The organism is Cupriavidus campinensis (assembly GCF_905397395.1).
Lineage (GTDB): Bacteria > Pseudomonadota > Gammaproteobacteria > Burkholderiales > Burkholderiaceae > Cupriavidus > Cupriavidus campinensis.
Window position 1 is genome coordinate 1 of record NZ_CAJPVH010000026.1, and the last position, 25,542, is coordinate 25,542.

General features: G+C 61.9%; 18 protein-coding genes and 1 pseudogene. 9 read left to right on the top strand and 10 right to left on the bottom strand.

What is annotated here, in order from left to right:
* Positions 1-557: 557 nt before the first annotated feature.
* The 4 genes from KHO18_RS15775 to KHO18_RS15790 all read right to left on the bottom strand — a co-directional run bounded on the left by KHO18_RS15775 (position 558) and on the right by KHO18_RS15790 (position 5,355).
* Entirely contained in the window at positions 558-1,076 is a 519-nt protein-coding gene (locus tag KHO18_RS15775; protein ID WP_211943505.1) for an EF-hand domain-containing protein, read from the bottom strand.
* A 554-nt stretch (positions 1,077-1,630) separates the two neighbouring features.
* Positions 1,631-2,653: a GGDEF domain-containing protein gene (locus KHO18_RS15780; RefSeq protein WP_244844835.1), complete on the bottom strand. Its 1,023-nt coding sequence runs from the start codon at positions 2,651-2,653 to the stop codon at positions 1,631-1,633.
* A gap of 72 nt (positions 2,654-2,725) precedes the next feature.
* A complete protein-coding gene (locus KHO18_RS15785) occupies positions 2,726-3,658 on the bottom strand; it encodes a LysR family transcriptional regulator (protein WP_211943506.1) in 933 nt (310 codons plus the stop codon).
* A 263-nt stretch (positions 3,659-3,921) separates the two neighbouring features.
* A complete protein-coding gene (locus KHO18_RS15790; protein ID WP_211943507.1) occupies positions 3,922-5,355 on the bottom strand; it encodes a GGDEF domain-containing protein in 1,434 nt (477 codons plus the stop codon).
* A gap of 76 nt (positions 5,356-5,431) precedes the next feature.
* Here KHO18_RS15790 and KHO18_RS15795 point away from each other — a divergent pair, with 76 nt between their 5' ends.
* Genes KHO18_RS15795 through KHO18_RS15805 form a run of 3 tightly spaced genes read left to right on the top strand, consistent with a single transcriptional unit; the run spans position 5,432 to position 10,182 of the window.
* Positions 5,432-6,136 (top strand): response regulator transcription factor, encoded by a 705-nt coding sequence (locus KHO18_RS15795; protein ID WP_144196825.1) that lies wholly within the window; start codon positions 5,432-5,434, stop codon positions 6,134-6,136.
* Positions 6,126-7,790, top strand: a complete 1,665-nt coding sequence (locus KHO18_RS15800) for a FecR family protein (RefSeq protein ID WP_211943508.1) — start codon at positions 6,126-6,128, stop codon at positions 7,788-7,790. The genes KHO18_RS15795 and KHO18_RS15800 overlap by 11 nt, the downstream gene beginning before the upstream one ends.
* Positions 7,780-10,182, top strand: a complete 2,403-nt coding sequence (locus KHO18_RS15805) for a CHASE2 domain-containing protein (RefSeq protein WP_144196829.1) — start codon at positions 7,780-7,782, stop codon at positions 10,180-10,182. Before KHO18_RS15800 ends, KHO18_RS15805 begins: the two co-directional genes overlap by 11 nt.
* A 40-nt stretch (positions 10,183-10,222) precedes the next feature.
* Here the strand turns inward: KHO18_RS15805 and KHO18_RS15810 are convergent, their stop codons facing one another.
* Positions 10,223-11,914: an ABC-F family ATP-binding cassette domain-containing protein gene (locus tag KHO18_RS15810; RefSeq protein WP_211943509.1), complete on the bottom strand. Its 1,692-nt coding sequence runs from the start codon at positions 11,912-11,914 to the stop codon at positions 10,223-10,225.
* 237 nt (positions 11,915-12,151) lie between these two features.
* On the opposite strand from KHO18_RS15810, the gene KHO18_RS15815 reads away from it, so the two are divergent.
* The 3 genes from KHO18_RS15815 (at position 12,152) to KHO18_RS15825 (ending at position 15,981) form a co-directional block, all read left to right on the top strand.
* Positions 12,152-13,084 (top strand): MBL fold metallo-hydrolase, encoded by a 933-nt coding sequence (locus KHO18_RS15815; RefSeq protein ID WP_144196831.1) that lies wholly within the window; start codon positions 12,152-12,154, stop codon positions 13,082-13,084.
* Positions 13,085-14,011: 927 nt separating this feature from the next.
* A complete protein-coding gene (locus tag KHO18_RS15820; RefSeq protein WP_211943510.1) occupies positions 14,012-15,259 on the top strand; it encodes a tyrosine-type recombinase/integrase in 1,248 nt (415 codons plus the stop codon).
* A gap of 245 nt (positions 15,260-15,504) precedes the next feature.
* Complete coding sequence (locus KHO18_RS15825) at positions 15,505-15,981, top strand: pilin (protein WP_280527761.1); 477 nt, start codon at positions 15,505-15,507, stop codon at positions 15,979-15,981.
* 224 nt (positions 15,982-16,205) lie between these two features.
* On the opposite strand, the gene KHO18_RS15830 is transcribed toward KHO18_RS15825, so the two are convergent.
* The 3 genes and pseudogenes from KHO18_RS15830 to KHO18_RS15840 form a co-directional block, all read right to left on the bottom strand.
* On the bottom strand, positions 16,206-16,451 hold the full coding sequence (locus KHO18_RS15830; RefSeq protein ID WP_211943511.1) for a hypothetical protein: 246 nt from the start codon (positions 16,449-16,451) through the stop codon (positions 16,206-16,208).
* Positions 16,452-16,581: 130 nt separating this feature from the next.
* A complete protein-coding gene (locus KHO18_RS15835; protein ID WP_244844837.1) occupies positions 16,582-16,842 on the bottom strand; it encodes a helix-turn-helix transcriptional regulator in 261 nt (86 codons plus the stop codon).
* A 662-nt stretch (positions 16,843-17,504) separates the two neighbouring features.
* Positions 17,505-17,699: pseudogene (locus KHO18_RS15840) on the bottom strand (hypothetical protein); the annotation flags it as partial.
* A gap of 297 nt (positions 17,700-17,996) precedes the next feature.
* Between KHO18_RS15840 and KHO18_RS15845 the strand changes: the two are divergent.
* The 3 genes from KHO18_RS15845 (at position 17,997) to KHO18_RS15855 (ending at position 24,066) form a co-directional block, all read left to right on the top strand.
* Positions 17,997-21,758, top strand: coding sequence for a hypothetical protein (locus tag KHO18_RS15845; protein ID WP_211943513.1), 3,762 nt, complete (start codon positions 17,997-17,999; stop codon positions 21,756-21,758).
* A gap of 108 nt (positions 21,759-21,866) precedes the next feature.
* Entirely contained in the window at positions 21,867-23,843 is a 1,977-nt protein-coding gene (locus tag KHO18_RS28480) for an RHS repeat domain-containing protein (protein WP_244844839.1), read from the top strand.
* A 10-nt stretch (positions 23,844-23,853) separates the two neighbouring features.
* Entirely contained in the window at positions 23,854-24,066 is a 213-nt protein-coding gene (locus KHO18_RS15855) for a hypothetical protein (protein ID WP_211943514.1), read from the top strand.
* A gap of 333 nt (positions 24,067-24,399) precedes the next feature.
* Here KHO18_RS15855 and KHO18_RS15860 read toward each other — a convergent pair whose 3' ends face one another.
* On the bottom strand, positions 24,400-24,720 hold the full coding sequence (locus tag KHO18_RS15860) for a hypothetical protein (protein WP_211943515.1): 321 nt from the start codon (positions 24,718-24,720) through the stop codon (positions 24,400-24,402).
* Between the two features lie 24 nt (positions 24,721-24,744).
* A complete protein-coding gene (locus tag KHO18_RS28645) occupies positions 24,745-24,879 on the bottom strand; it encodes a hypothetical protein (protein ID WP_280527762.1) in 135 nt (44 codons plus the stop codon).
* Positions 24,880-25,542 lie beyond the last annotated feature (663 nt).

The following is a 25,542-nucleotide window of genomic DNA, read 5'->3' on the forward strand; positions in this document are numbered from 1 at the left end:
TTCTTGAGCGCGGCGACAAGGAAGATGGTTCCCCACACCTCACAAACGACTCTTCAACGAGGCAGTCTGATTGTCCGATTCGGAGAAACCCGGCAGGCCGCTATGGGTCGGCTACCGCCCCTCGCCACGAGGTTGTCCGTCCGCCTGCGGCAATCAAGCACTTGCGGCGGTGAATCGGCCGCCGCCGACGTCTGCGACTCTCCTGAAAGCTGCCGACCTGAAAGCGGGGCGCCGCGGCGAGTATCACGACTGCGCGTTGTTGTTGCACTGCGACGACCGTTCGCTTTCAACTGGGCGCGCGTCTCATCCTGTAGAACCCGCGAGTGTTCTGTGTGCTCGCGCACGCGATAGCTGAGCGGTCAGCCATCCGCGCGGGGCGCGGATGGGATTCTTGGGCGTATCCAAGGTCAATACGTGTTGGTCGCTATCGTGGCTTTACCACCAGCCGGCGGCCACACCTGACCCGCCGCCGTGCGACGTTGTCCCACCTCCGTGCAAGTTTCGGCCGCCACAAGTGTGCAAGTCTTGATTGGCGTTGGCACCGCTGGATTCCGTTGCTACGGCAAAAGTGCGAGGAGATCGGACGAGTTGGGCTGATTGGGAGGCACGACGTTGCTCGGTGAAAACCACGGAGCGCTTGCTGCTTGAAATATGCCGGTACGCAGCCCGCTGAAACGTGCCATCAGCTCGCCCTTGTTGCCGGCCGCGTCCGCCGTGTTGAAGTATTCATCGAGGGGCATGCTGTCCTTGAATTCCGTGGCAGACACCTGACCGTCTTTATCGACGTCCATGGCCTCATGGATTTTCGACAGCTCCTCCTCACTCTTGCCGGCCAACTGCTTGCCAAGCTCGCTGAGGGACACCACGTTATCGTGATCGAGATCGGTGGCCTTGAGCTTATCCTCCTTGAACGCATCGACCATGTCCACCAACTTCAGGGGAACGCCGCGCGCTTTGAAGCGCGCCATGGCACCAGCATTTGCGCTCGCCGTTTCGGTGGCCTGCGTGTGCCTGAGTGACGACCATTCTTGCGCGCTGCGGATTGAATCAAGTCCACCGAGTCTGAGTTGGCTCATCAATATCTCCTGAAGAAAATAGGTGAAGCCGGGGTATTCCGGCGGTGACGATTCTAGGCAACGCAAGGGTCCGCAATTCGCAAAATAGGCGGTGTTTACCAAGTCACTTTTGATCTGCCGAAGCTTCATTCAGAAGAAGCGCACGATGTTGGCAGTTATCAAGGGAAACATGGCAGCATCAACCTGCGTCTGAGTTGGCGCAACCGGCTGATCACCCTTGCACGACCAGCTCCGATATGCCAAAAAGGAAGCTATCTCGCTATTCACCGACTCGCGGGAACGGTCGTCCATGCACTCCTGGCCAATCGAAAATGGCCGCCGCTGATTCGTGCTGCAGCTGTGGCGCTACCTTGAATATCAAGGCAGCGGCCACGGATCTGTGTTGCATGCCTTTGATGGGACGGGCCGGTATGGAGACTCTGTCGCGAGAAGATCGCCCCATTCGTGGTCTGCAATGCGCGGCGTGGGCCTGCGCCGCGCGCGGAATGCCGTGGCTGCCCGCTACGACATCCGTCCCGGGCAACCCCGGTGGGTCACCATAGACCCGGTGCCGTCTAGAACATCACGACACGGTTACGTCCTTTGGCTTTTGCCCGGTACAGTGCGCGATCCGCGGATTCAAACGTTGTCTGGCGCGCCAGATCGTTGCTTCCAATCCGTTGTGTGACAGCGGCCCCGATACTGACGGTGACCACACCTGTGGGTGACTGGCGATGTTCAATCGCCAGGTTCATCACGCCGGCGCGCAGATCTTCCAGCGCGGCTTCGAAAGCGAGACGCTGGAGCCCGCACTGAGACAGCCCGAACTCTTCGCCTCCCAGACGTCCTGCAATCATCTTGTGCTCCTCGGCGACAGCGCGAAGCACGTTCGCCACCTCACGCAGGCAGGCATCCCCGGCCTGATGACCATAGGTGTCGTTGTACTGCTTGAACCAGTCGATGTCGACCATCGCTGCGCCCATCTCGACGCCGTCCGCAGCATCATCCCACGTTCTCCGGATGCTCTCGAGCATGTAGCGACGATTGAATAGTTGCGTGAGCGGGTCGGTGGCGCTTGCGGTGCGCAGTCTGAGGTCGTTCTCGATCATCGCACTCAGGTGCCGGAACACGTCCGCGTGCGCATGCGTGAAACGACCCGGTAGGGTGTCCATCGCACATAGTGCGCCGACGATGCCCCCATCGGGCCCGCGCAGTGGGATCGCCGCGTAGGACCGGGCGTATGGCGCCGATTTGACCAGTGTGCAGTCAGAAAACCGTGCATCCGACCGTGTGTCATCCACGATGAACAGATCATTGGCTTGCACAGCGTAATTGCACAATGATTGCCTGCGAGGGATAGGAAGGACAGACAGCCCAACCTCAGCGCGATAGTGCTGGTGCTCGGCATCCAGCAGGAGAATTGCGGAGATGGAGCCCTGCGTAACGCTCTTGAGTATCGCGGTAGCGTGCCGGAAGCACTCCCGCATGACCTGGTCGTCATGTAGCAACCATTCAAGAACGGAAGACTCACCCTGTGCTGGCGAGATGTCGTGCCCGAATGGTTGATCCAGGGCGTAGGGGATGGAGCGATGATTCAAGGGCAATTCGATTCCGCCGGAAGTGTCACTTTTACGTCAACGGCTCTCCGCACGAATTCTTGAGTCCGTCCGTCAATCCATAGTTGTCCTCAATCTGCTCGACGCGCGTTGAGTGAGCAGTGCCATCAACGCGTCCTTCTCCGGCCGATTCGGAGTCCTACCGGTTGCCACGGTAAGCGCAAGCGAGGGAAGGTCCGGCAGGTTCTCATGCCTGCCAAGTATTTTAAGATCGCCGCTTATCGAGTGAATCGGGAGTGCCGCAACTGCTTTTCCGGTTTGGACAGAAGCCAGGATTCCTGCTGTATCTGGGCTCGCATAAACACAGCGATAGGGTATCCCGGCCGTGCCCAGTGCCTCGGCAACAAGCGATCGAGGCACAGATCCAATCTCGAAGAGCGCAAGCGGTATTGGGCGCAATGCGGCCAGGCCCGTCGCAGATTCAAGCGCGACCCATACAAGTTCTTCGAAGAAGATCGGAGGGCCGGGAAATTGGGAGCAGCAAGTGCCTACGGCCAGGTCCAGCGTTCCACTTTCGAGTCGACGGCCTAGTTCAAGCGTTGGTACACAGACGACGTCGACACGAATCTTTGGGTACTGGTCAGCCAGTGCACGCAGTGCAGCCGGGAATATCAGCCTGGCATAGGCATCTGGTGTCCCAACCCGCAAGATATTCTCGCTAGACTCGCATGCCAGTTCTTCCCGCGCTTGTTCATGCAAATCCAGGATCCGCTCAGCATATGTCCTTAACGTCTCTCCAGACGGCGTGAGCGTGAGTGAGCCCGGGGTGCGCGCAAGCAATCTCACGGAAGCTTCTGCCTCTAGCTGACGAAGCTGCGTGCTGACTGCGGCCTGGGTGAGATGCAGGACCTTCGCCGCCTTGGTGAAGCTCCGAAGCTGTGCGACGACAAGAAACGTGCGGAGCTGCTCGGATTTAAAGTGCCTCTTCATGCGCTGCGCTGCCGACGCCGGTTCCGGATTACGTCGTAATGTTTCTTCGTTCATCATAACTGGGCCACGGTCTGTGCGGCGACGGATCCCGCCATCAAAGATATTTTTGCTGCCATAAAAAATACTTTCTTTTCTCGTGGAGAGTCGTGAGAGACACTCATATGCGTGAGCAAACGCGCTGTCGGAACTTCGCGACCTTGCGATACGCGAAGTGTGTGCAGGCCGCTATTCTCACGTCGTAAGGCTTACGCGGAACTGACGAGGCCCGTTTCTTTCGAAATGGGCTTCTTTTTCCGGAGTCAGTCGGCGGGGCGGGGCGGTTACCGCTCGCCGGCGGCGGAGGCCAGCGTCGTATGCGGCTGCATCAGCAAAGTGTCTGCGCGGACCACGCCGTTGCGGCCGGCCCGTTTAGAGACGTAGAGCGCACGATCGGCGGCCTCGAACAGGGTGTCCCACACGCGGCGTGCGTCGCCGGTCGTGTTGACCGTCGCCACGCCGATGCTGACGCTGACGTGCCCCGGCAGCGGCGCGGGCAGCGGCAGGGTGCAGACGCGCTCCACCACACGCTTGGCAATCGCCGCCGCTTCCTCCATTGTGGTGCGCGGGCACAACACACAGAACTCCTCGCCACCGTAGCGCCCCACCACGTCAATGGTACGCACGGTGTCCCGCAGGATGCGCGCGACCGCCTGGAGCACCATATCCCCCGCGCGATGCCCCGCGTTGTCGTTCACACGCTTGAAATGGTCGATGTCGATGACCAGGCAGGCCAGCGGCTTGGCAAGGTGCGCGTGGGCCGCCACCATCCGAAGCGCATGTTTGTCCAGGGCGCCGCGATGCAGCACACCGGTGAGCGGATCAAGCCGCGCGCGAGCCATGTCGAGCGCAGCGCGGTCCTCGATTGCCATCAGCGCGAAGGCCGCAATACTGGCGAACGTCGCCATCAGCAGCAGCAGGACCGGCATGCAGACCAGCCACTGGATTGCCGCCGGCACCATGGACAGCAGCAATGGGCCGTCTTCCCAGCGCCATCCGAGCATGACCAGGAAGCCGGCCTGTGCCGTCAGCTGGATCAGGCACGCCATGAGCGCGAGCGGCCGGCCCATACCCGTTGCCCGACGGCGGTCGCGCAACAGCGTGTCTGTCGTCACGCAGACCACGGCGACCGTGGCGCCATGTCCGAGCAGGGCGATCAGCGCGGCGTCGAGATGCGCGGCAAGCATCGCTGCGAGCCCGATGGATACCATCGCGACGGCCGGCACGTTTTGCGACCAATGGGCCTGCGGGCCATCGACGGGCTGCGGCCGCCGTAACGATTGCAGCAGCCCCAGCTGGCCGACGATGCCGACCATGTGCCCGGCAACGGCCAGCGCGGTGACGTCCCAGCTTGCGTTTAACGCCAGCAGCATGCCGCTGAGCGACGCAAGCACATTGGCACCGGCCCATGCGGTGCGGTCGCTGCCATCCGCGCCAGCGCGGAGCGCCATGGCGATGCCGGTCAGGCCGGCGAACAGCACGATCGCGGCGAAGCTCGGTGAATCCATGTCTGAAGGCATTTCCGCATCCCCGTACGGCTGGCTGGCCGCCTGCGGCATGCAGTCGCGGCGGTGTCCGGGCCAGTCTCGAATGGCGAGCGATTCTACCGAAAGGGGCGCAGTGAACCGTCCGTTTTTGCCACCAAACAACAATATTTGACAGTTCTGCTGAACCAGTCGAACATGCGCACCCGACCCCGTCAGCGTCGCAACAATCATTGACAATTGCCCCCGATGGGATTGGATAGGATGCGCTTCGAACTGCATCCCGTGCGGACGAGGACGTCACTGAATCATGAATATTGCATCCGTGGAAGACGATCCGGGCCAGGCGGCCCTGATCAAGAAGATCCTGACCGGCGCGGGCCACGATTGTGAAAGCTACCCCGATGGCCAGTCATTGCTTCGCGCCATGCGTGACCGGCAGTTCGACCTCCTGGTAATGGACTGGCAACTGCCGGACATCAGCGGCTACGACGTGATCGTCCATATCCGGCGGCGCTCCGGCGCCGTGCCGCCGATAATTTTCCTGACCACGCGCTCGCTCGAGGAAGACATTGTGGCCGGGCTGGCCGCCGGTGCGGACGATTACATGGTCAAGCCGGTCCGCAGCGGCGAGCTGACCGCGCGCGTGGCGGCGCTGCTGCGGCGGACCTATCCCACGGTGCTGTCGCAGGAATCGGTCCGCGAGGGCGCCTATTGCCTCGATCCCGTGGCGCGCACGGTCACCGTCGATGGGCGGCCGGTGGAGGTGTCGCCCAAGGAATTCGACGTCGCGTGGTTCCTGTTCCGGAACATGGACCGGCTACTCTCGCGCGAATTCGTCGAGCTGGCCGTGTGGGGCCGCGCCATGGGCGTGGGGTCGCGCACGCTCGACAGCCATCTGTCGCGCTTGCGCGTCAAGCTCGGGCTTCGACCCGAGAACGGCGTGCGGTTGGCCTCGGTGTATTCGTACGGCTATCGCTTCGAGCGGTGCGGCGGGAGCAGCCATGCCGGCTGACCGCCGTGATTCCAGCCGGCATGGCAGGCGCCGCGCTGCGGTCCTGGCCGGGCTGCTGCTCGGCTGGCAGGCAGGTGTGCTTGCCGGCCCGGCGGGCGCCGACGGCGACCGCTTCATCCATGTAGTGGACTCGGGCGATACGCTGATCGGCCTGGCTGACCGCTATCTCGGCGATGCCCGCAAATGGACTGAGCTGCAACGGATCAACCAGGTCGCGGACCCCCGACGGCTGCCGCCGGGGCTACGCATACGGATACCGCTCAGCTGGATTCCGACGCGACCCGCCAAGGTCCGGGTGATTGCCGCGAGCGGGACGGTACGGCTTGGCGATACGCCGCTGCGCCCAGGCACGCAGCTGGACGAGGCGGCCCGCGTCGTGACCGGCGCCGATGGGCGCGCCACGCTGGAGCTCGACGACGGCTCCCGGGTGGCGCTGCCGCCGGACTCGGTCGTCGAGGTGAGCCGTCTACGCGTCTTTGCGCGGGCGCTGCTGCAGGATGCGGTGCTGCGTATCGAGCGCGGCGGCGCCGATGCCAGCGTGGCGCCCAACCACAACGGCGTCGGTCGCTTTGAGATGCGCACGCGGACGATGATTACCGGCGTGCGCGGCACGCGCTTCGAGGTCGAGGCCAGCGGCGCCGAGTCGCGCAGCACGGTATTAGAAGGCCGCGTGACCGTCGCGGCGCGGCGCGGCAGCCAGGAAGTGCCTGACGGTTTCGGCATTGCCGTAGGCCCGGGCGGCAGGCTGGCCCCCCCGCGCGCGCTGCAGGCGGCCCCGATACTCCAGCCGCTGCCCGCACGGATCTATGCGCCGAGCCTGAACGTGGCCTGGCAGCCCGCGCCGGGCGCCACTGCATGGCGCGTCAGCGTGTCGCGCGATAGCGCACGCACCGAGCCGATCTGGTCCGCCACGATGCGCGAGCCGCATGCCACGCCGGCCGGCCTGCCGCACGGCAGGCTGTACCTCTCAGTTCGGGCCATCGGCGCTGACGGCTTCGCCGGCTATCCCGCTGTCGCGCCGCTCGACGTCAAGCTGGAGCCGGCCGCGCCTTTCACACTGGAACCGGGCGCACGGACCCGCCATCACGGCAGCGCGATCACGCTGCAATGGGCGGCTGTCGCGAACGCCTCGCGCTACGAGATCGAACTGGCCCGCGACGCCGGATGCGCTCCCGTGGAGGCGCGCGAGACGACCGCCGAGGTCAGCTGGCAGGTGCCGCTGGCGCCGGGCGACTGGTGGTGGCGCATCCGCTCCCTCGATGCCGATGGCGAACCGGGCCCGTGGAGCGCCGTGCTGCCGTTCTCGATCTCGCCGGCTGCGCCCGCCGCGGCGGTCACTGGCGACGACGGCGCCGTGCTCCGACTGGGCTGGGGCGTCGATACCACGGTGGCAAAGCCGGCCGCGTACCGGCTCCAGCTGGCGGATGATCCGCGCTTTGCCCATGTGCTGGCCGACCTGCGCAGCACCGAGGGCGAGGCCGCGGTGCCGCGTCCGCCAGCAGGCGACTACTGGGTGCGCGTAGCGCGCATCGAGCCGGATGGCGCGACGTCGCCTTACTCTGCGCCGCAACGCATCGCCCTGCCGGCTTACCTGCGCGATGCCGCGGGGAACCCTGTGCGGGCGACCGATGCCCCGGTGCGCCATGGTGGGTGACGCCGCCACGCCTGCCGCGCGCCGGGGGCTCGTCGGCGGCTATCGCTTGCGCACGTTGGCGGAATGGGGGCTGCTGCTGGCCATGCTCGCCGCGTTTATGGTGGGTGCCAGCGTCCTCGGCTGGACCGGCCGCGCCAGCCTGGCGGTCTATGACGTCGCCATCGCGGCCCAGCAGCATGCGCCGCGCCAGGACATCGTCATCGTCGCCATCGACGACGGCACGCTCGAGGCCAGCGGGAGATGGCCATGGCGGCGGACTCAGCTGAGCCGGCTCATCGATGGCGTGGCCGCGGGCAACCCGGCCGTCATCGCACTCGATGTGGTGCTGACGGAGCCCGACGAGCGCCATCCCGGCGACGACGCCGCGCTCGCCCGCAGCATCGCCCGGGCCGGGAAGGTGGTATTGCCCGCTGTGGCCGCCGAGGCGCCGGACGGTCTGCGTTATCCGATCCCGGCGCTGCGCGCCGATGTGGGCCACATCAACATTGGCGTGGACGGCGACGGCCCGGTTCGCGACGTCTTTCTTCGCGAAGGGCCGCCCGGGCGCGAACTCGATCATCTGGTCGTGCGGATGCTGGCGCTGCGGGACGGCCCCGATGTCATTAGCCAGTTGCGCCAGGAACGGTATCCGGCGGCGCCAGCCGCGGCGTGGCGCCGCGACGGCCGCGTGCGCATCGCGTTCGCCGGCCCGGCGGGCACGTTCGCTACGGTGTCCGCGCGCGACGTGATGGCAGGTCGCGTCGATCCGGCGATGTTCCGCAACCGGCTCGTGCTGATCGGCGTCACGGCCGCCGGCCTCGGCGGCATGTTCGCTGTGCCATTGTCACGGGACGGCGCCGGCATGAGCGGGGTGGAGATCATGGCAAACGCGGCGCAGACGCTGCTCGACGGCCAAGCCATTGTCGCGCTGGACCGCACCGCATCCTGGGCCCTGGCATTTGCCGCACTGGGCGTGGTGTGGGTCGCCGCGCTGCGCCTGTCGCCGCGCTTGGCGCTGCTGGTCAGCCTGGCGATAGTGGCCGGCCTGCTCGGCGCAAGCATCATGCTGGTCCGGGGCGCGCATGCCTGGTTCGATCCGGTGCCCGCGATGCTCGCGTGCCTGGCCTGTTATCCGCTGTGGAGCTGGCGCCGACAGGAAGCGACGCTTGCGTTCCTGGCCGGCGAAGTGGCCAGGCTTGAGCGCGAGCAGGAACCGATGCTGCGTGGGCAGCCGTCGCCGGTGGCCGGGCTCGGACCCTCGTTGGACGCGCGCATGCAGGCCATGTATTGGATGACCACCAGGCTGCGAGATATGCGGCAGTTCCTCGCGGATGCGATGTCCGGCCTGCCCGACGCCACATTGATCTGCAATATCGATGGCAACGTGCTGCTGGCCAACGCGAGGAGCCTGGCGCTGATGCCACGCAGCTTGGGAGCGCTGGCCCAGGCGGGTGCGCCAGCACCCGAGATTCGTGTGGTAATGACCGAAGCGTTCGCTGTGCCACAGCGCGGCATGGACTACTGGAACACCGTGCGGCGGGCGTGCGTCGAGACGATGCCGGCGGCTGGTGCGCCGCCGGTCTTCGATGCCGTGGAACTGACTACGCACACCGACTGCCCGATGCTCGTGCGCGCCGCGTCGCTACGGAGCAGTGACGGCGGTGTGGCCGGTATCGCGCTGAGCTTCGTCGATATTACTGAGGCGCGTGCGGCCGAACGCCGGCGCGAAGAGACGCTGCGCTTCATTTCCCACGACATGCGCTCGCCGCAGGCGTCGATCCTTGCGCTCGTCGAACTGCAGTCCGAGCCAGCCCGAGCCATGCCGTACGACGCGCTGCTCGAGCGGATCCAGCATTTCGCGTCCCGTACGCTCGAGCTCGCGGATGATTTCATCACGCTGGCACGTGCCGAATCGCAGGCGCTGCGTCTGGTCGAGACCGATCTTTCGAGCCTCGTCATGGACGCCACCGACGAGCTCTGGCCGGTAGCGCATGCGCGGCGCATCGGCATTTCGCTCGATATCGCGGAGGAGGAACTGGTCGTGCGCGCCGAGCCCTCGTTGCTGATGCGGGCTGTTGCTAATCTTGTCGACAACGCGATCAAGTTCAGTCCGGACGGCGGCACTGTTACCGTGACCGTGCGCAGGACCGGCAACAGCGGCACCGTTTCCATCGCCGACCGCGGACCCGGTATCGCGCTGGCCGACCAGCCCCGGCTGTTCCAGCCATTCAGTACGTTGCGGGCGGAAGGCGCCCGGCCCACGCGCGGCACGGGGCTGGGCCTGTTGTTCGTTCGCACCGTGGTCGAGCGGCATGCCGGTGGCATTGGACTTGACAGCGCGCCGGGCCGGGGCTCGGTGTTCTCCATGACTCTCCCGCTGGCAGAAGCGCCTGAGTCGGCCGCCGCCTTGTGACCAGAATGAACAGAGTCCGCTGCCGGCCCCCGTCTGCGATTCACTCCGCTATCAATTGCCAATGTCTTCCATCTGACTCCAGCCGGTGCGTGAAGCGAAGCGACTGAAGGAAACGCGTGTCATGAGAGGCGACGACCAGGGCACCGGGAAAGTCCTCCAATGCCTGCTCCAGCGCCTGAATGGATTCCAGATCGACGTGATTCGTCGGTTCGTCCAGCAATAGCAGCTGCGCCGGCTCGGTGCTCCACAGTACGCACGCCAACGCACCTTTCAGGCGCTCACCGCCACTCAACGCACCGGATGGCAGGTTCACCACGTCGGCATTCAGGCCCAGCAACGAAAGATGGCTGCGCAACAGCCCATCAGGCAGCGGCGATTCCAGCTCATGCAAGCGTTCGAGAACGGACACCTGTGGGGGCAATACGCGGGTCGCCTGCTGATCGAGCCATGCGCTGCGCACGCCAGTCTGGCAAACACCAGAGACTGGGGCAATGGTGCCGGCCAACATCTTTAGCAGCGTGGTTTTGCCGCAGCCATTCGGACCGGTCACGGCGACGCGCACCGGTCCCGTCAGCGTCAACGTAAGGGGCGCGCTGTCCTGCGGAAACGGGGGGACGGCGTCCTGCAGATGGATCACGCGCTTTCCCGCCGCAATGGCAGTGGCTGGCAGTATGAGTGCGACGGTTTTGTCGGGCTCGATGCGCCGCGCAGCCTGTTGAACCGCCTCGTCGGCCTTGACCTGCATATCCTGCCGGCGAAGGCGCTGCCGGCCCGCAGACGCCTCTGCGCCATCCTTGCGGCGGCCCAGGGCGATGCCTGGCATATTCGCCTCCTTCGCGCCTTTTGCCTGATGGGCGGTGCGGCGCTGCTGTGCGTCAAGTTGTCGCTGTGCCGCACGTTCGGCGGCATTGCGATCTGTCCGTGCGCGGTCGAGGGAAGCCTGCGCCGCCGATGCTTCGGCGCTGCGCTGAGCCTGATAGAGCGTGTAGTTACCGCCGTAACTGCGCATCCCGCCCGGCGTCAGTTCTACGATGCGGTCCATCAGGTCCAGTAATTCGCGGTCGTGACTGACGAGGATCAGACCGCCTGTCCACCGCGTCAGCTTGTCACGCAGCCAGTCGCGCGCGGTGCGGTCCAGATGGTTGGTGGGTTCGTCGAGTACCAGACCTTCGGCGTCGGAAAGGAAGGCGCCTATCAACGCCACGCGGGTAAGTTCGCCACCGCTCAGCGCTCCCGCCAGCCCTTGCGGGCGCAGGTGTGCCAATCCGCTGTCCGTCAGCGCCTGCTCCAGGCTCGATCGGATATTCCACCTTCCATCCAGCAAGTCGAAGTCAGCGGTGTGCGGCGCCCCGCCTTCCATTCGCGTCAGCGCATCGAGTATCGGTGTCAATCCGGCGACGTCTGCAACCGTCGCCCCTTTTGCGGGGACGATTTCCTGGGGCACGTAGGCGACCGAGCCACGACGCGTGACCTGTCCATTCTCCGGTTTGAACAAGCCAACCAACGCTCGCGCCAGCACACTCTTGCCCGTGCCATTTCGACCCAGCAACCCGGTACGCTCGCGCTGGAATGTTTCACTCAGGTCGTGCAGCAGCGTCCTGCCATCCGGCAACGTCACCGTGACATGCCGCACGGAGATTGAGAAGCCCGTAGAGTCCGGAGGGCGGCCGTCGGCGGCAGTGGGAGGCGCAAGCGTCAATACCCCGAAGGCTTCTCGTTCGATATCCGCCATGGTCGACTTCAAAAAATTGATACGGTGGATTCTCTCACGAGGGCTGGCGATTGTTGCCGCCAGGACAACATGCTGAGTGCCTTCACGATACTACCGGCGTGCGCGCCCCATGCCTACACTCGGTCACACGGTCAGTCGAAAACGCGAGCACAACGAAGTGCGCGAGATTCGCGGGCGTGCTTGTGCACCGCGCCACCCCGTGCGGCTTACCCCCCGCAAATACCAGGACGAATGAAAATGAGCGAAACAATCCATAATGTGCAGCCGGTCATCGCCAACGTTGGCAAGGAAGGCTTCGGCGAGCTCGTGTCTTCCCGCTACGCCGTGCGCGTGGGTGACGTCGATGTCTTGCTGATCAGCGATGGCGTTCTGCCGCTGCCGACTACCACGATGTCCACCAACGTGAGCGAAGCGGACCGCAACGAATGGTTCGATGATCGCTTCCTGCAACGTGACATGTTCGACTGGGCGCTGAATATCGCGCTCGTGCGCAGCGGTGACCGCCTGATCCTGGTCGATTCGGGCGTGGGCGACGGTTTCGAATACTTCTCGCGCGCCGGTCGCTCGGTGTTGCGCCTGGAAACGGCTGGCATCGACCTCGCAGCGATCACCGATATCGTGATTACCCATATGCACATGGATCACGTCGGCGGGCTGAACGTGGCTGGCGTCAAGGCCAAGCTGCGCCCGGACGTGCGCATCCACGTGGCGGCCGCGGAAGTGGAGTTCTGGAAGAATCCGGACTTCAGCAAGACGGTGATGCCAGAAACGGTGCCGCCCGCGCTGCGCAAGGCGGCGGCAAGGTTCGTGGAGCTCTACAGCGAGAACATCGTGCAGTTCGGCCAGACCGTGGAAGTTGCCGCAGGCGTGACCGCGCGCGTGACCGGCGGCCACACACCGGGGCACTGCGTGGTGGACGTCGCATCGAAAGGCGAAAAGCTGACCTTTGTCGGCGACGCGATTTTCGAAGTCGGCTTCGAGCATCCCACGTGGCAAAACGGCTTCGAGCACGAGCCTGAAGTGGCGACGCAAGCCCGCATCGCGCTGCTCGACGAAGCCGCCGAAACCGGCTCCATGCTGGCCGCCGCGCACATCGCGTTCCCGTCCATTGGTCATATTGCCAAGAACGGGGAGAGCTACCGTTTCGTGCCGGTGCAGTGGGATTATTGATTCTGACGGTTGTCAGACAACCGCCGCGAGTTCAAGACTCGCGGCGGTTTTTCGTTAACGACGACCATCTCAAAACAACGTTCTCCCCCTGTATGGCTGAAGCTGGCCGGATGCGGAAGCTCGTCGGTGGCCAGGCGCGCCTCGAACCCTAACTTCCGTTTCCGACCCATTTCCGCCTGTCAGTTACGTTGAAACGGATGACCGGTGTTCGCTCGATTCCCGACATCCGCGTACATCAGGGCATAGAGCATTCGGCGCCGTTTAGTATGCGGCGCTAAAATCCGGCCAATGATGTACTGGTGCGAAGTAAGCCTCACTTTGGCTTAACCACGCGGGTTTCCGGGCGATCCAGTTTCCATCCGTAGCAAATCCGTAGCACTGCCGGGCAAGGCGGGGGCGTCGCGCAAGTGTAGGCTACCGGTCGTGTCACACGCACAGAAGCCTTTTTCCAGTAGTTCTCCCAGCGCGACAAACGGGTGGATCCCCGGCATCGGTGTATCCAGGGTGAGCTCGGTGACGTGCTGGGCGCGCGGGGGGCACAGCCACGCGCGTAGCGCAGGCGGACACTGGTCGAGGGTCCTCTCGGCAAAGAGGATCAGGGTGCGGTGACCGTTGCGGAACAGGACGATTTTCATTTTTTTTGAGGTTGCGGCTGCGCGCCGGCAAACGGCAACTGGGGTCACCGGGTGCGAGGCGGTCGGCCTCCGGGCGGTACGACGGGGGCCGACACGCGTCTGTTTGATGGTAGGCCTGCGTGCATGCCGGGGCAACCTTGCGATATGGCATTTGGGCACCGCCTGATGCAAGCTGCGCGCCAGACGTGTGACGAAGAGGGGCGTCGCCTGTTCTGGCAAGCGATTCGATATACTGCCTGCCGTTGATTTATCGGGATACGCGCGGCCCTGTGGCGCGACCGGAGAGGCGGGGATGCCGAAACTCACCGAAGCACAACTGCAAAACGAGACGCCCGGCGACAAGCCGCGCAAACTGTTCGACGAGCTGGGGTTGTTCCTGCTCATCAGCCCTGATGGCACGATGGCCTGGCGCGTGCGCTACCGCTTCGCGGGCAAGGAGAAGCTCACGCAGATCGGCGCCTACCGCAAGAAGGGCTCCCAGGAGATCGTCATTGGCCTGGACGCCGCGCGGGAACAGCGCGACGTCCTGCGCGACCTGGTGCTGCGCGGCATCGATCCGACCGCGCACCGCAAGGCGCAGTCGACGCCAGCGGAGGGCGACCCCGGCCAAGCCGGTGCCACGGCGTCCGAGAGCCCGGAGCCAGACGGGGATCGGGCGTTCCAGGAGGTCGCCGAGGCGTGGATGGACGCCTATGCGCCGACGTGGTCGGACAAGCATGCCCGGCAGAACCGCCAGCTGATGCGCGACCATGTGTACCCGGTGGTGGGCGCGATGCCGCTGCGCTTCCTTGCGCCGCAGGACATGGCGAATGTGCTGGCCCCTCTGGTCAGCGCAGGGAAGGCGGAGAGCGCGCGCCGCGTGCGGCAGCGCCTGGCCGGCGTCCTCGAGTTCGGCGTGCTGATGGGCTACCTCGAGCGGCACCGCGTGCCGCTGCCCATGAAGCTCGATCCCTCCTTCGGCTGCATCGCCCCCGCAGAGCTGCCCGAACTGGTCCGTGCGATCGACGGGTACCAGGAGCCGGTGGGCCAGCTCGCGCTCAAGCTGGCCATGCTGACGCTTGCGCGGACTGCCGACGCCCGCAGTGCCAAATGGGAGCAGTTCCACGAGCTGTCCGGCGAAGCCCCGCTTTGGCGCCTGCCGGCGTCCCGCACGGGAGGCCATCCGGCCCATGAAATTCCGCTGAGCCGGCAGGCCGTGGCGGTGCTCGACGAGTTGCGATACTTCACCGGCAAGGGAATTTACCTGTTTCCCGACGTGGACCAGCCTGGCCGGCCGGTCGGCGAAAGCCGCTTGCTGCAAGCGCTTTGGTCCCTGGGCTACCGGGGCCGCATGACCGCGCACGGCTTGCGCGCGCTCGGGTCGGCCGTGCTGAGCGAGGCCGGCTATCCGGCAGACTTGATCGCTGGCGCCCTCGGGGCAAATGGAGCGGGCACCCACGGCACCGGCAGCAGGGACCAGCCGGAAGCGCGGCGGACGATGCTGCAGTGGTATGCAGACAGGCTTCAGGCTGCGGCAAGTGAGGAACGTGGGCTGGAGTGATGCATTTTACACTTTTGATATGCGCCGAGGTTGCCGGGGGGCAAATGTGGCGCTCGGCTGACGAAATCTGTCAGGGATGTGCGGGAGGACGGTACAAGGGGTGACAAAAATCGTCACCAAGGACCGATACTTTTTGTTACGGGTGACGGATTTCGTCAAAAACGGTGTGATTTTGGGGTGGCACGCCAGTTGCTCTAGTGTCTGTGCAGCAACACGCTGTATCTAATTTATAAGGGGTCAATTTCATGAAAAAAGCACGGATGGGAATGCAACGGGTACAAAAGGGTTTCACGCTGATCGAACTGATGATCGTGGTCGCGATCATCGGTATCCTTGCCGCTATTGCGATTCCGCAGTATCAGGATTACGTGGCCAAGTCGCAGGTGTCGCGCGCAGTTAGCGAACTGGGTGCCTATAAGACGGGCATTGAAGATCGCCTGAATCAAGGGCAAAACACGATCCTCCCGACTGACGTCGGATATGTGAGGTCGAACCTGACTACGACCGCCGTGTTTCCTGCCGCAGGCGTTACGTTTAATGCCGGCGCCGGTTCCATTACTGCTACGCTTGACGGCAGCGTGAGCTCGTCTGTGAACGGCGCTACGGTGGTCTGGACGCGTGTTGCAGACGGTACCTGGAGTTGCGTCACGAGCAAGGGCACCAACGCCAATTTTAAGAAGATCTACGGCCCGGCTGGCTGCCCGAATACGGACGGCGTCTAATAGATCTAAATGTCGTCAGCGAGCCTTTCCCTCGCCTGATGCAAGAAAAAGCGCCCTCGGGCGCTTTTTCTTTTTCCGGCCGCGCTCAGGTCGTGGCCAGTGTCTGCGGCAGTCTTGGTAGTCGGTACGCGCCTTGGCCCGCGGTTCCATGGTCACAAGAGACGGTCCGCAGCGCATCATGCACGCATGGCGTCGCCGCGGCCCTGTGCACAAATCCTGGAATTTCACACGTCAAACTCGCCCGGCTTCAGGCCCGGACGGTCGGGCTCACGTCGAGAGTCGTCGTAGTAGTCGATCAGGGCAAACAACCAGAAAACGCGTGTTGGCACGCTTCGCAGACGTATTCTTGATGGATCGTCAGGGCGCCAACGCGCGCAGGCGCCACAGGTGATGTCGGTCGATTCGCAGGCCGGGCATAGCGTGGCGCCGGTGGCCACCGCGCGGGCTTTCCATTCGGCGTGATCAAGCATGTGCCCCCTCCGCAAAGCGCGCACGGAGTCATATGCTGGGCTCATGCGTGCCGGCCTTAGTGTACCTCGCCTGGTCAGTAGGGGAAGGCACGCTCGCCACGGCGCTTCCTTCTTGCCTAACGTGCCGCGCTCAGGTCGTGGCAAGCGCCAGCTTCTGTCGCTGATAGTCGGCCCGTGCCACCGCCCGTTGCTCGTCGAGATAGTCCGCCACGTCGCGGATGTCGCCGACAAGATTCCGCCCCTCCTTGCGCATAGGAATCGGAAAGCTCCCGGAGGAGAGGCGGTTGTACGCCGTTTGCTTCTGGATGCCAATCGCGTCGCAGACCTCATCCAAGCTTAATAGTATGCGCCCGTCGAACTGTGCGGCGAGCAGCAAAAGGCAGGACTTCACGTTGTCTCCCTCCGTGCTGACCCTAGGTTGGGACGATGTAGCACCGGCAGTAGACGAAGTCGTCCGGAAGTACTGTCGGGCATGCCCATGATGGCTCTTCATGTAAGCTATATCGCTTACGATTCCCTCCTAAACTCGCGACTATTGTAGGACGATTTGCCATGCCCTTTCAGAACGGGGTGCCCGCGCGGACGATGAGCGCTACCGATCGGGAACTCAAATCCGTGAGATACCCGTTGCGGGGAGCACTACCGTCGACTTGCATGCCACCGGCGGTTTGAAGATGTTGCAGTATGCGGTCGTTGCTGACTACAAAGCTCCACCCTATAGGGTTCGGTTTCAGGTTCGAACAGAAAAGTAGTTTACTGCGATTCGATAAAGCGCTGCCCTGGCGGCCGCCAGTGGGCGGGCCGACGCGCAGGCGGCACGTCGTGGCGAACTCGAAACGGCATTGGCGACCGTGCAGGATCGTGCCGGGGCGGACAAGCGCGCCCACATCGTGGCGATCGCTACCGTCCAGACGCGCTACGAGGCGCTATCGAAGCAGATCCTGCAGGAGACCGCCCATCAGCGCGACGCGGTGCGCGCCGATCGCGCGCAACTGGCCTCGCAACTCAAATTCGCCGAGCGCCGTGCGGAATCAGAACACGATGTTCGCGTCACCGCTTCAGCTCGTGCAGCATGTCGCTGCGATTGTGCTGTCCCGCCAATCGCTCCTTGGGCCAGCGCGTCACGTAGCGTCGCTGATACTCTGCCATCGGGCTGAGATAGAGCGCCTGGTAGGCGAGGATTTGATGGTCCACCAGCGTGTCGGTGCGCCCGTCATACAGGGCGCTCAGCGTACCCATGTCCGATGGCGTGTTCGAACGTGCTTGGAGGCAACCAGCCCGGCGCCCCTTTGATTTCCCTGCACTTTACCGGTTAGACGCCCCTAGCATCCATGCGGGTTTCCGGGCCGCTCGCCTGATACCCCATTATCGCTACGAGCCAGGCAACCGGATGGCGCGATCCTCAAACGTGTAAAGATCACATGTTGGGTAGAATCGACGAAGACGGCATAGACATAGGCGATGCTTTCGAAAGTGTCCAGAGCATCGAACTAGCCTGAAAACGTTTATGTTTTTGAAACGACGGGCGGTAAGTGGGAGACAGAGATGAAGTGGATTACCGATGAAGATCTAAAAACCTGGAGCCGTCGAACCGAAGCGCGGGAACTTTTCGTAGATCTTGTCGGCGACTTGATTCGAGCGACTGTCGCGGATGTTAGGCAATTCAGATTTCCCGGCCAGAGCACGGGGACTATTCGTGGGTTCGACGGGGATCTGGAGACGACTGACGGAGTTTCGAGGGTTCCTGCTGGGCCGTCAAAATGGGAATTCGGGACCACCCCCACAGGCAAGGCCAAGGCTCAAGCCGACTATGACAAGCGTACGTCGACCACATCTGAAGAGGTGATGGCGGCGAATGCCTTTGTCATGCTCAACCTGCATTCGTGGGATACCCCCCGAGACACCCTGGTGGACTGGCTCGCACAGCGGAACGCTGAGAACAAGTGGAGAGAGGTCTGTTTCATCGACGGAACCGCGCTAGTGAGTTGGCTCGAAGAGAAGCCAGCCGTCGCCGCTCGCTATGCAAGGAACGTCCTCGGTAAAGCGCCGCTCAATGGGGCACTCAGCACTGACGAGTTCTGGGAGCGTTATAGCTCAAGCTTCAAAACGCCACTTTCGGAGAAGGTACTCTTGTGTGGGCGAGAGAACGAAGCGAAACAACTCCTGGAGGTGCTAAGTGGAAGTCCCCAAAATTTCACTCTTGCCGCCGACTCAGCGGAAGAAGTCATTGCCTTTGCTGTAGCTGTCATTCGTTCGGCACCGGACGAAGTGCGGAAGACGCTCGAGGCGCGGACGATGATTGTTGAAACCTTTGAAGCGGCGCAGTTCCTCCTCGGCATGAAAGACATGACGTTCCTCATCTGGAAGAACGCCGAAGGATTGGCAGGATCTCTCGGACAGCGCGGCCCCACGCTCACCGCCGCAACAGGCCAACACAAGCGCCAAGGTTTTCCCGTATTGCAGCGGCCGACGGCAAGCGCAATGGCGGAGGCGATGGAGTCAATGAGCATTGATCGCCAGGAAGGCTATGAACTAGCATTTAAATGTGGCCGTAGCCTTACAATTCTGCGCCGGCTAATGCCGGCCGGCGGGATTGCTCCTCTTGCTGAATGGCAACATATGGCGGAGTCGCTCAAACCTGCGCTGCTCGCCGGCGGATGGACCGCTGATTCGGACTTGGATAAAGAGGTCGTTGCGAGCCTGGCAGGAGGGACAGACTACGTTGCTGTCGAGAGTCCAGTCCGGCGCACGTTGAACATGTCCGATGCACCTTTCGATAAAATAGATCAGGTATGGCAGGCGCGCGCGCCGGTCGACGCGTTTCCCTATTATGGTCCGCTGGTTGACGAGAATGATCTACTTAGGCTTAAGGCGGCAGTGGTTCGCGTTCTTGGACACCAAGCGGCTCAACCGAAGGCCGAAGAGAAGTTCTCTTTTAGCTATCAAGCTCCAGCGGACTACAGTAATTGGCTCCGAGACGGCCTAGCTTACACACTGATGCTGTTCGCCGTGATGCCTGAGGTAGGTGGGCTGAATCTCAGTGGAACGACGCCACAACGGTTCGTCGATGACGTCGTCCGATCCCTTCCTGAGTTTGGTCGTACGCATCACTGGATTCTCAAGATTCTGCCGCAACTTTCGGTGGTCGCGGAGGCCGCCCCTGTCCCTTTCCTGGAAGCCCTCGAGAAGAGCCTCGGGGGCCAAGCTGAAGACGCTCTCGGTCTTTTCCAGGAACCTGATGACAATCAGTACTTTCTCAGCGCGACGAGTCCGCACGTTTATGTGCTTTGGGCTCTCGAGATTTTGGCATGGAATCCAGCGTACTTGCCGCGCGTCGCAATCATTCTGGGCAAGCTGGCGGCAATCGATCCAGGGAAAGCATCTAAGAATGGAAATCGTCCGCTCGCCAGTTTAAGAACCATATTTCTACCTTGGTTGCCCAACACCGATGCTGATTTGAACCGACGTTTCATCGCGCTGGATGGTTTGATTCCACTGTTGCCTGATGTCGCATGGGGGCTATTGCTTCAACTTATGCCTCGATCCCATGACACGAGTATGCCGACAGCCAAGCCGAAACTACGGGACACCACACCACTTGAACCGGAGCAAATCACGTTCGGATTGGTCTGGGAAACCGAGAATCGCCTTGTGGACCGAGCGCTGGCGCTGGCGAACCCGGACGAGCGGCGCGTGGTCGAGCTCGTCGAGCATCTCGGAAGTCTGCAGCCCAAGAACCGAAATCGACTAATGACCGTGTTCGATGCGAGTCTTAGGGGACAGTCAGATCCTGAAGGTGGTCCTCTGTGGCACGAACTTAGGGCGTTAGCTGCACGGCACGAAGCATTTCCAGAGGCTGACTGGACGCTTAAGGGTAGTGAGCTGGAGAGTCTAAAGAACTTGTTGAATGAGCACCGTCCTTCTGACGTGGTTGCTCAAGCTCGCCATCTCTTTGACGATTGGTTGCCGCCCGTAAGGGGGAGCGCCGAAGATCCACTGGAGGACGTTGAGGTCTTAAGGGCAGCGGAGTTGCGCCGCGTCTACGCGAGTCTCGGTGTCCCTGGGCTCCTTCGATTGGCGAAGGCCGTTAAGTTGCCAGGTCAAATGGGGCAAGCGTTCAATTCATTGGACTTGCCATATGACGCCGCCGCAGAACTCATTTTTGATCTGATGACTGCGGGAGGAGATTGTTACAACTTGGCGTGCCAGATATCTGGTGGTTTGAGGTATCGGGACGGGCCTGCCTGGGTTAGTTATTTTTCGCTGTTCATAGCGCCCCACTGCAAGTCGGCGTCGGATCGTGTCTGGCTTCTAGCCAACTGGCCAAACGATAGCGAGACCTGGGCGTTCGTTCGTAGCCTTGGAACGGAGGAGGCAGATGCCTATTGGCGTGAGGTAGGCACGCTTCCGTGGAACGCTTCTCAGGAAGATCTTCAAGAAGCTATCAAACAACTCCGCCAGGTAGGTCGCAGCTTGACCGTACTGAACACGCTCCACAAGCGGCAGGATCTTCTAGATTCCCAGACGCTTCTGTCGCTGCTAGATGAATGCGCCTCCGAGATCGCCAAGGGAGGCGGGGCCTCTGCAATGCTCTCTTATGCTGTCAGTGAAGTTTTTACGGCCCTCTCGGGGCGCACCGACGTTACCACGCTGGAAGTGGCACAGCGCGAGTACATCTATCTGCCACTTATCGAAGACAGTGTAAAGGGGCTGTCCGTCCATGCCCTACTGGCGAAGGAGCCAGCGGAATACGTTCAAATTATCAAGGACGTCTTCGTCAGTAAGGACGAGGAGCGAGATAAGGAGCCGACGGCGGAGGAGCGGGCTAAAGCTAAGCTATCCTACAGGCTGCTCAAATCGTTCCATACAATTCCGGGAGACAGAGACGGCGTTATCGACGAGCGCGCGTTGCACGCGTGGGTCGCAGACGTCAGAAGGTTGGCCGCAGAATGCGGGCGCGGAGACATTGCGGACGATTTCGTAGGCCAGCTTCTCGCCCACTCCTCACCAGACGCGGCTTCGGGTGTCTGGCCTCCTGCTGAAGTTGCATCAGTGCTTGAGCTGATCGCGTCCGAGATTGTCGAGCGAGGTATCGAAGTCGAGCGGTTTAACATGCGCGGTGTCTACACGAAGGCTCCCAATGAAGGCGGTAGACAGGAGCGAGATCTTGCTTCGCGCTACCGCGACTGGGCCAGTCAGGCAATATCGCAACGAACGGCAGCGATGCTGGAGCGGATTGCGGAAGGGTGGGAAGAAAGTGCAAAGCGAGCAGATATCGCTGCCGAGCAGGGGAAGTTAAAGCGCTAGCCCCCCAAGAGAGGTGCGGATATTTTGATCTTTTTTGTCATTTGAGCACCGAAGGCCTGAGCTTGCCCCTGTTTCACGAATCCCATATCCGCCGAAGGGCGAGATCGGTTGATTCCTTCGTTCAACAGCACGGGCGCTATTACGGGGTGGCAGTATGAGTCCGCAGAAGATGGCACCGTTGAGGCCTACGACAACACTGGGCTGCTGCGATCCGTCACGGCGCTAAATGGCTGGCAGACGGGGCTTGTTTACAGTGATGCCACTACCCCGACCAGCATCGCGCCAAGAAGCGGGCTCCTGATCAAGATTCGGGGGCAGTTTGGCCGTGAAATGCAGTTGATCTATGACTCGCGTGTGCGAATCGCGCGGGTGGTCGGTCCGGACGGCAAAGCCACGGACTACCAATACAACAACAACAATATGCTGGTCACGGCGACGTGGTCCGATCAAAAGATCCGGCAGTACCACTATGAGGACAGCCGTTTCGCTTTTGCGCTGACTGGCATCACGGATGAGAAGGGTGGTCGCTACGCGACCTACGCGTATGACTCGCTAGGTCGCGCCATCAGCACCGAACATGCCGGCGGCGTAGATAGGTTCCAGTTCAATGTCATGGGGAACGGCCAGACATCGGTCATTTCTCCCAGCGGCGCCGGCTTTACGCTGAGCTCGGAACTGCAAGGTACCGTTCTGCGACCGACTACAGCTTCGGCCGCTTGCCCGGAATGCGGTGGCATTGCGAAATCGACTTCCTACGATGCGACGGGGAATGTCGCGAGTCGGAGGGATTTTGCGGACAAGGAGACCCGCTATAGTTACGACGCCCTCGGCCGTGAAACCCAGCGGATCGAAGGCTACGGCACGGCCGACGCGAAGACTACGACCACCGAGTGGCATCCGACGTGGACTCTGCCGCTAAGGGTGGCTGCGCCGAGTCGCGTAGACTATTTCACCTACGACGGAATGGGCCAAATGACTGCCCATGGGTGGTTTCCCACAGCCGACTCCAATGGCAGCCAAGGGCTCAGCGCAGCGCCATCGGGCGCCGCGTCCAGCAACAGCTATGGCTACGACGCTAACGGGCTGATGACGGCTTTGACTGAGCAAGTCGATGGCGCGGTGAACCAGCAGTGGACCTTCGGCTACGACGCGCAAGGGAACCTGACGTCCGCCGCCGACGGAACGGGTAGAAGTTCGCGGGCAGTGCAGTACGATCCCGCTGGACGCCTTCTCGAAGCGGTCGATCTGGAAGGCACGACAGTCAAGTATGTCTACGATCAGCGGGGTCGTGTGCTCCAGTATCTGTATGGCGACAACGTTACGGCATATGTGTACGACGCGATCGGGCAGAAGGTTCAGGTGACGAGTCCCAATGGAGACGTGACGAACTACACTTACGATGCCGCGCACCGACTTATTGATGTTTTGTACAATGGACAGTCGCTTACTGGCCCTGATCCGGATGAGCAACTACTGGCGTTGGCAAACACAACACGAGAGAATGCGGGGGCCAATCCGTTCGGCGCATGGATGGGGTGGATCTCAAGGTTATTCAACTGGCTGTTCGGCTCGGCACATGCACAGGCTACACCGGCATCTGCTGTGGCGCTGGGCGCATCTGTTTCGATTCCTGGTACTTACACGCCGAATCCATGGGATGTACTCGCTCCCGACGTTGGAGGCAAGAAGCCTTGGGAGTGGCTCGCAATTTGGACGACGCGACTGATAGAGAGTTGCACGGGTCCGAGCAAGAACCAGGTGCACCGGGGGCGTATTCAAGCGCAGGGTCCAGGCTATAGGGATGTGGGAAAAGGCGACGTCGAAAGATGGGGGCCTCAGCCTCAGTCCCCAACGGTGTTGGATGGTCATGCCATGTTGGAGGCCCTTGAGGGTCGAATGAATAGGACTCAATGGAAGACGCGAAACCAGGCTTTGGAGCGAGCTCACCGGTATGTGACAAATGCCGGCATGAACGGCGGCAAAGGTCCTCCTGGGAAATCCTTTCAGAATGATTCTGTTCGCGAGGCAGGCGGGAATGAGCGGGTCGATATTGAAATTATCGAGGGCCTAGCTTTTGTTCCCTAGGAGAGATTCGATGCGGAAACTATATGAGTTATGGACCTCCAGAAGCCCTCAAGGAGGAGTGGAGTTTGCGCTTATCGAGCACGGAAAATTTGCTTCTGAGGAAGCGAGTTTTGATGGGGTGCCAGAGTTGCTGACTTCATTCGAAGCTGACAGCTACGAAGAGGCGGCTCAAAAGCGCAATGACTTTCTCGGATGGGGAAAGTACCACCCTATGGAGGACTAGGGCGAACCTGCGATAGCTCGTCCCTGCTACTTGCTGCGCGGCACTTTCCTAGAGAGTTCTTCATGCGCACCAGCGCGCCGGCAATGCGCGCTTCGAACCGCCATGCCAAGAGCGGCAGCGGCTGATGGGGTCGACAAGCGACAGTTCATGAGCGCATAGCCGGCGCTAGCGGATCAAGTTGCAAGGGCCGAGACTGGCCGGACTCGGCCGACCGCGTAGCCGTGGTCATGGCCGGAAGTCTCTGGTCTACTCGAAGCGGCCATCGGCCTCTCTAGCCATCGATGGCTGATGCGCTCAGTAGCCGACGTCCCCGTTATGAAGTCGGATCTAGTGCTACAGATCGGCCTGATACTGCGAAAGAATTCTTTGATCCAGAAACGCGATCCGTGAGCGGAGCATGTCGGCGGTCTCCTTTGAAGCTGAGGCGTTCACTGGAATCAAATGCTCAACGGACGCCCCTGATTCTGCAGAGGCCACCCAGTCCTCCATAGCTCCCAAATAGCCATCCAGCGCTGTTGCCGGATTGGGCGCATGTTCGCAGGTGATATAGGCTGGAGGTATGTCCCCGACTACGACCCACACCCAATCGTCCACATCCTCACGAGAGTGTCCGATTTTGAACAGGAAGACCCCAATGATTCCGGGGAAGAGCATTCCGACGTGCGACTCATCGATAGACTAGCACCAGCTATAAACCTCGATGAATTCTCTTGCCTCGCCATACATCAGTTCTGCATCCGAAAGATCGGTGGTAGAGGCGCAGTAATTTTCCCAGCCTATGACCTTGGATAAATCTGGAACCGTGTCGCTCATCACGTTCTCATTACGTCAATTGCCGCGAAACATGATTCACCTCGAATACTTGCTCGCGCTCCAAAGCAGGTTTGCTTGGGTGTGCTACGCGATAAGGCGGGATTGTCAATCCTCGCATGCTGTGTCGGGACGGAACTCGACTAGGCTGCGATCAAACGGCACACGGTAGCACCGGTTTGCGATGGGAGCCACTATTGCGAAGGAGGGTGTCCGTAGGGCGCGACAGCTGATCCATCTGCCGCGAGCGGTCCCAACACAGCCTTTCGTGCACCAAGCATCCAATGTCGCCTTCTAGCCGGCAGGCGACTGCGGCCAGATGCAACTAGGCTATTGCTTTGGCCGAGGTGGCTGTCCTTCTACCACCACAGTGCCTCCGATTCGCGATCTATCGAGAGCGCGGCACTGGACGGGGAGGATTGGGGTGCGGCGTAAAGCCAGGTACGTGGATGTATGGCGCGACGATAACGGGGTATGGTGCAGGTCCGTTGATCTGGTGATCATAGTAGGGCGAAATCGGCTGCGTTGCCATGACACCAGCCCCCGCGAGCGGCCCCGTATGCAACACGGTCGCATTGCGTTGGCCATCGCTGATCCCGCGTTGAGTACTTAGGATCAGCGGTTGATTGCCCGCTTCTGGAGCGGCATTCGCTGTAGTTGAACCCA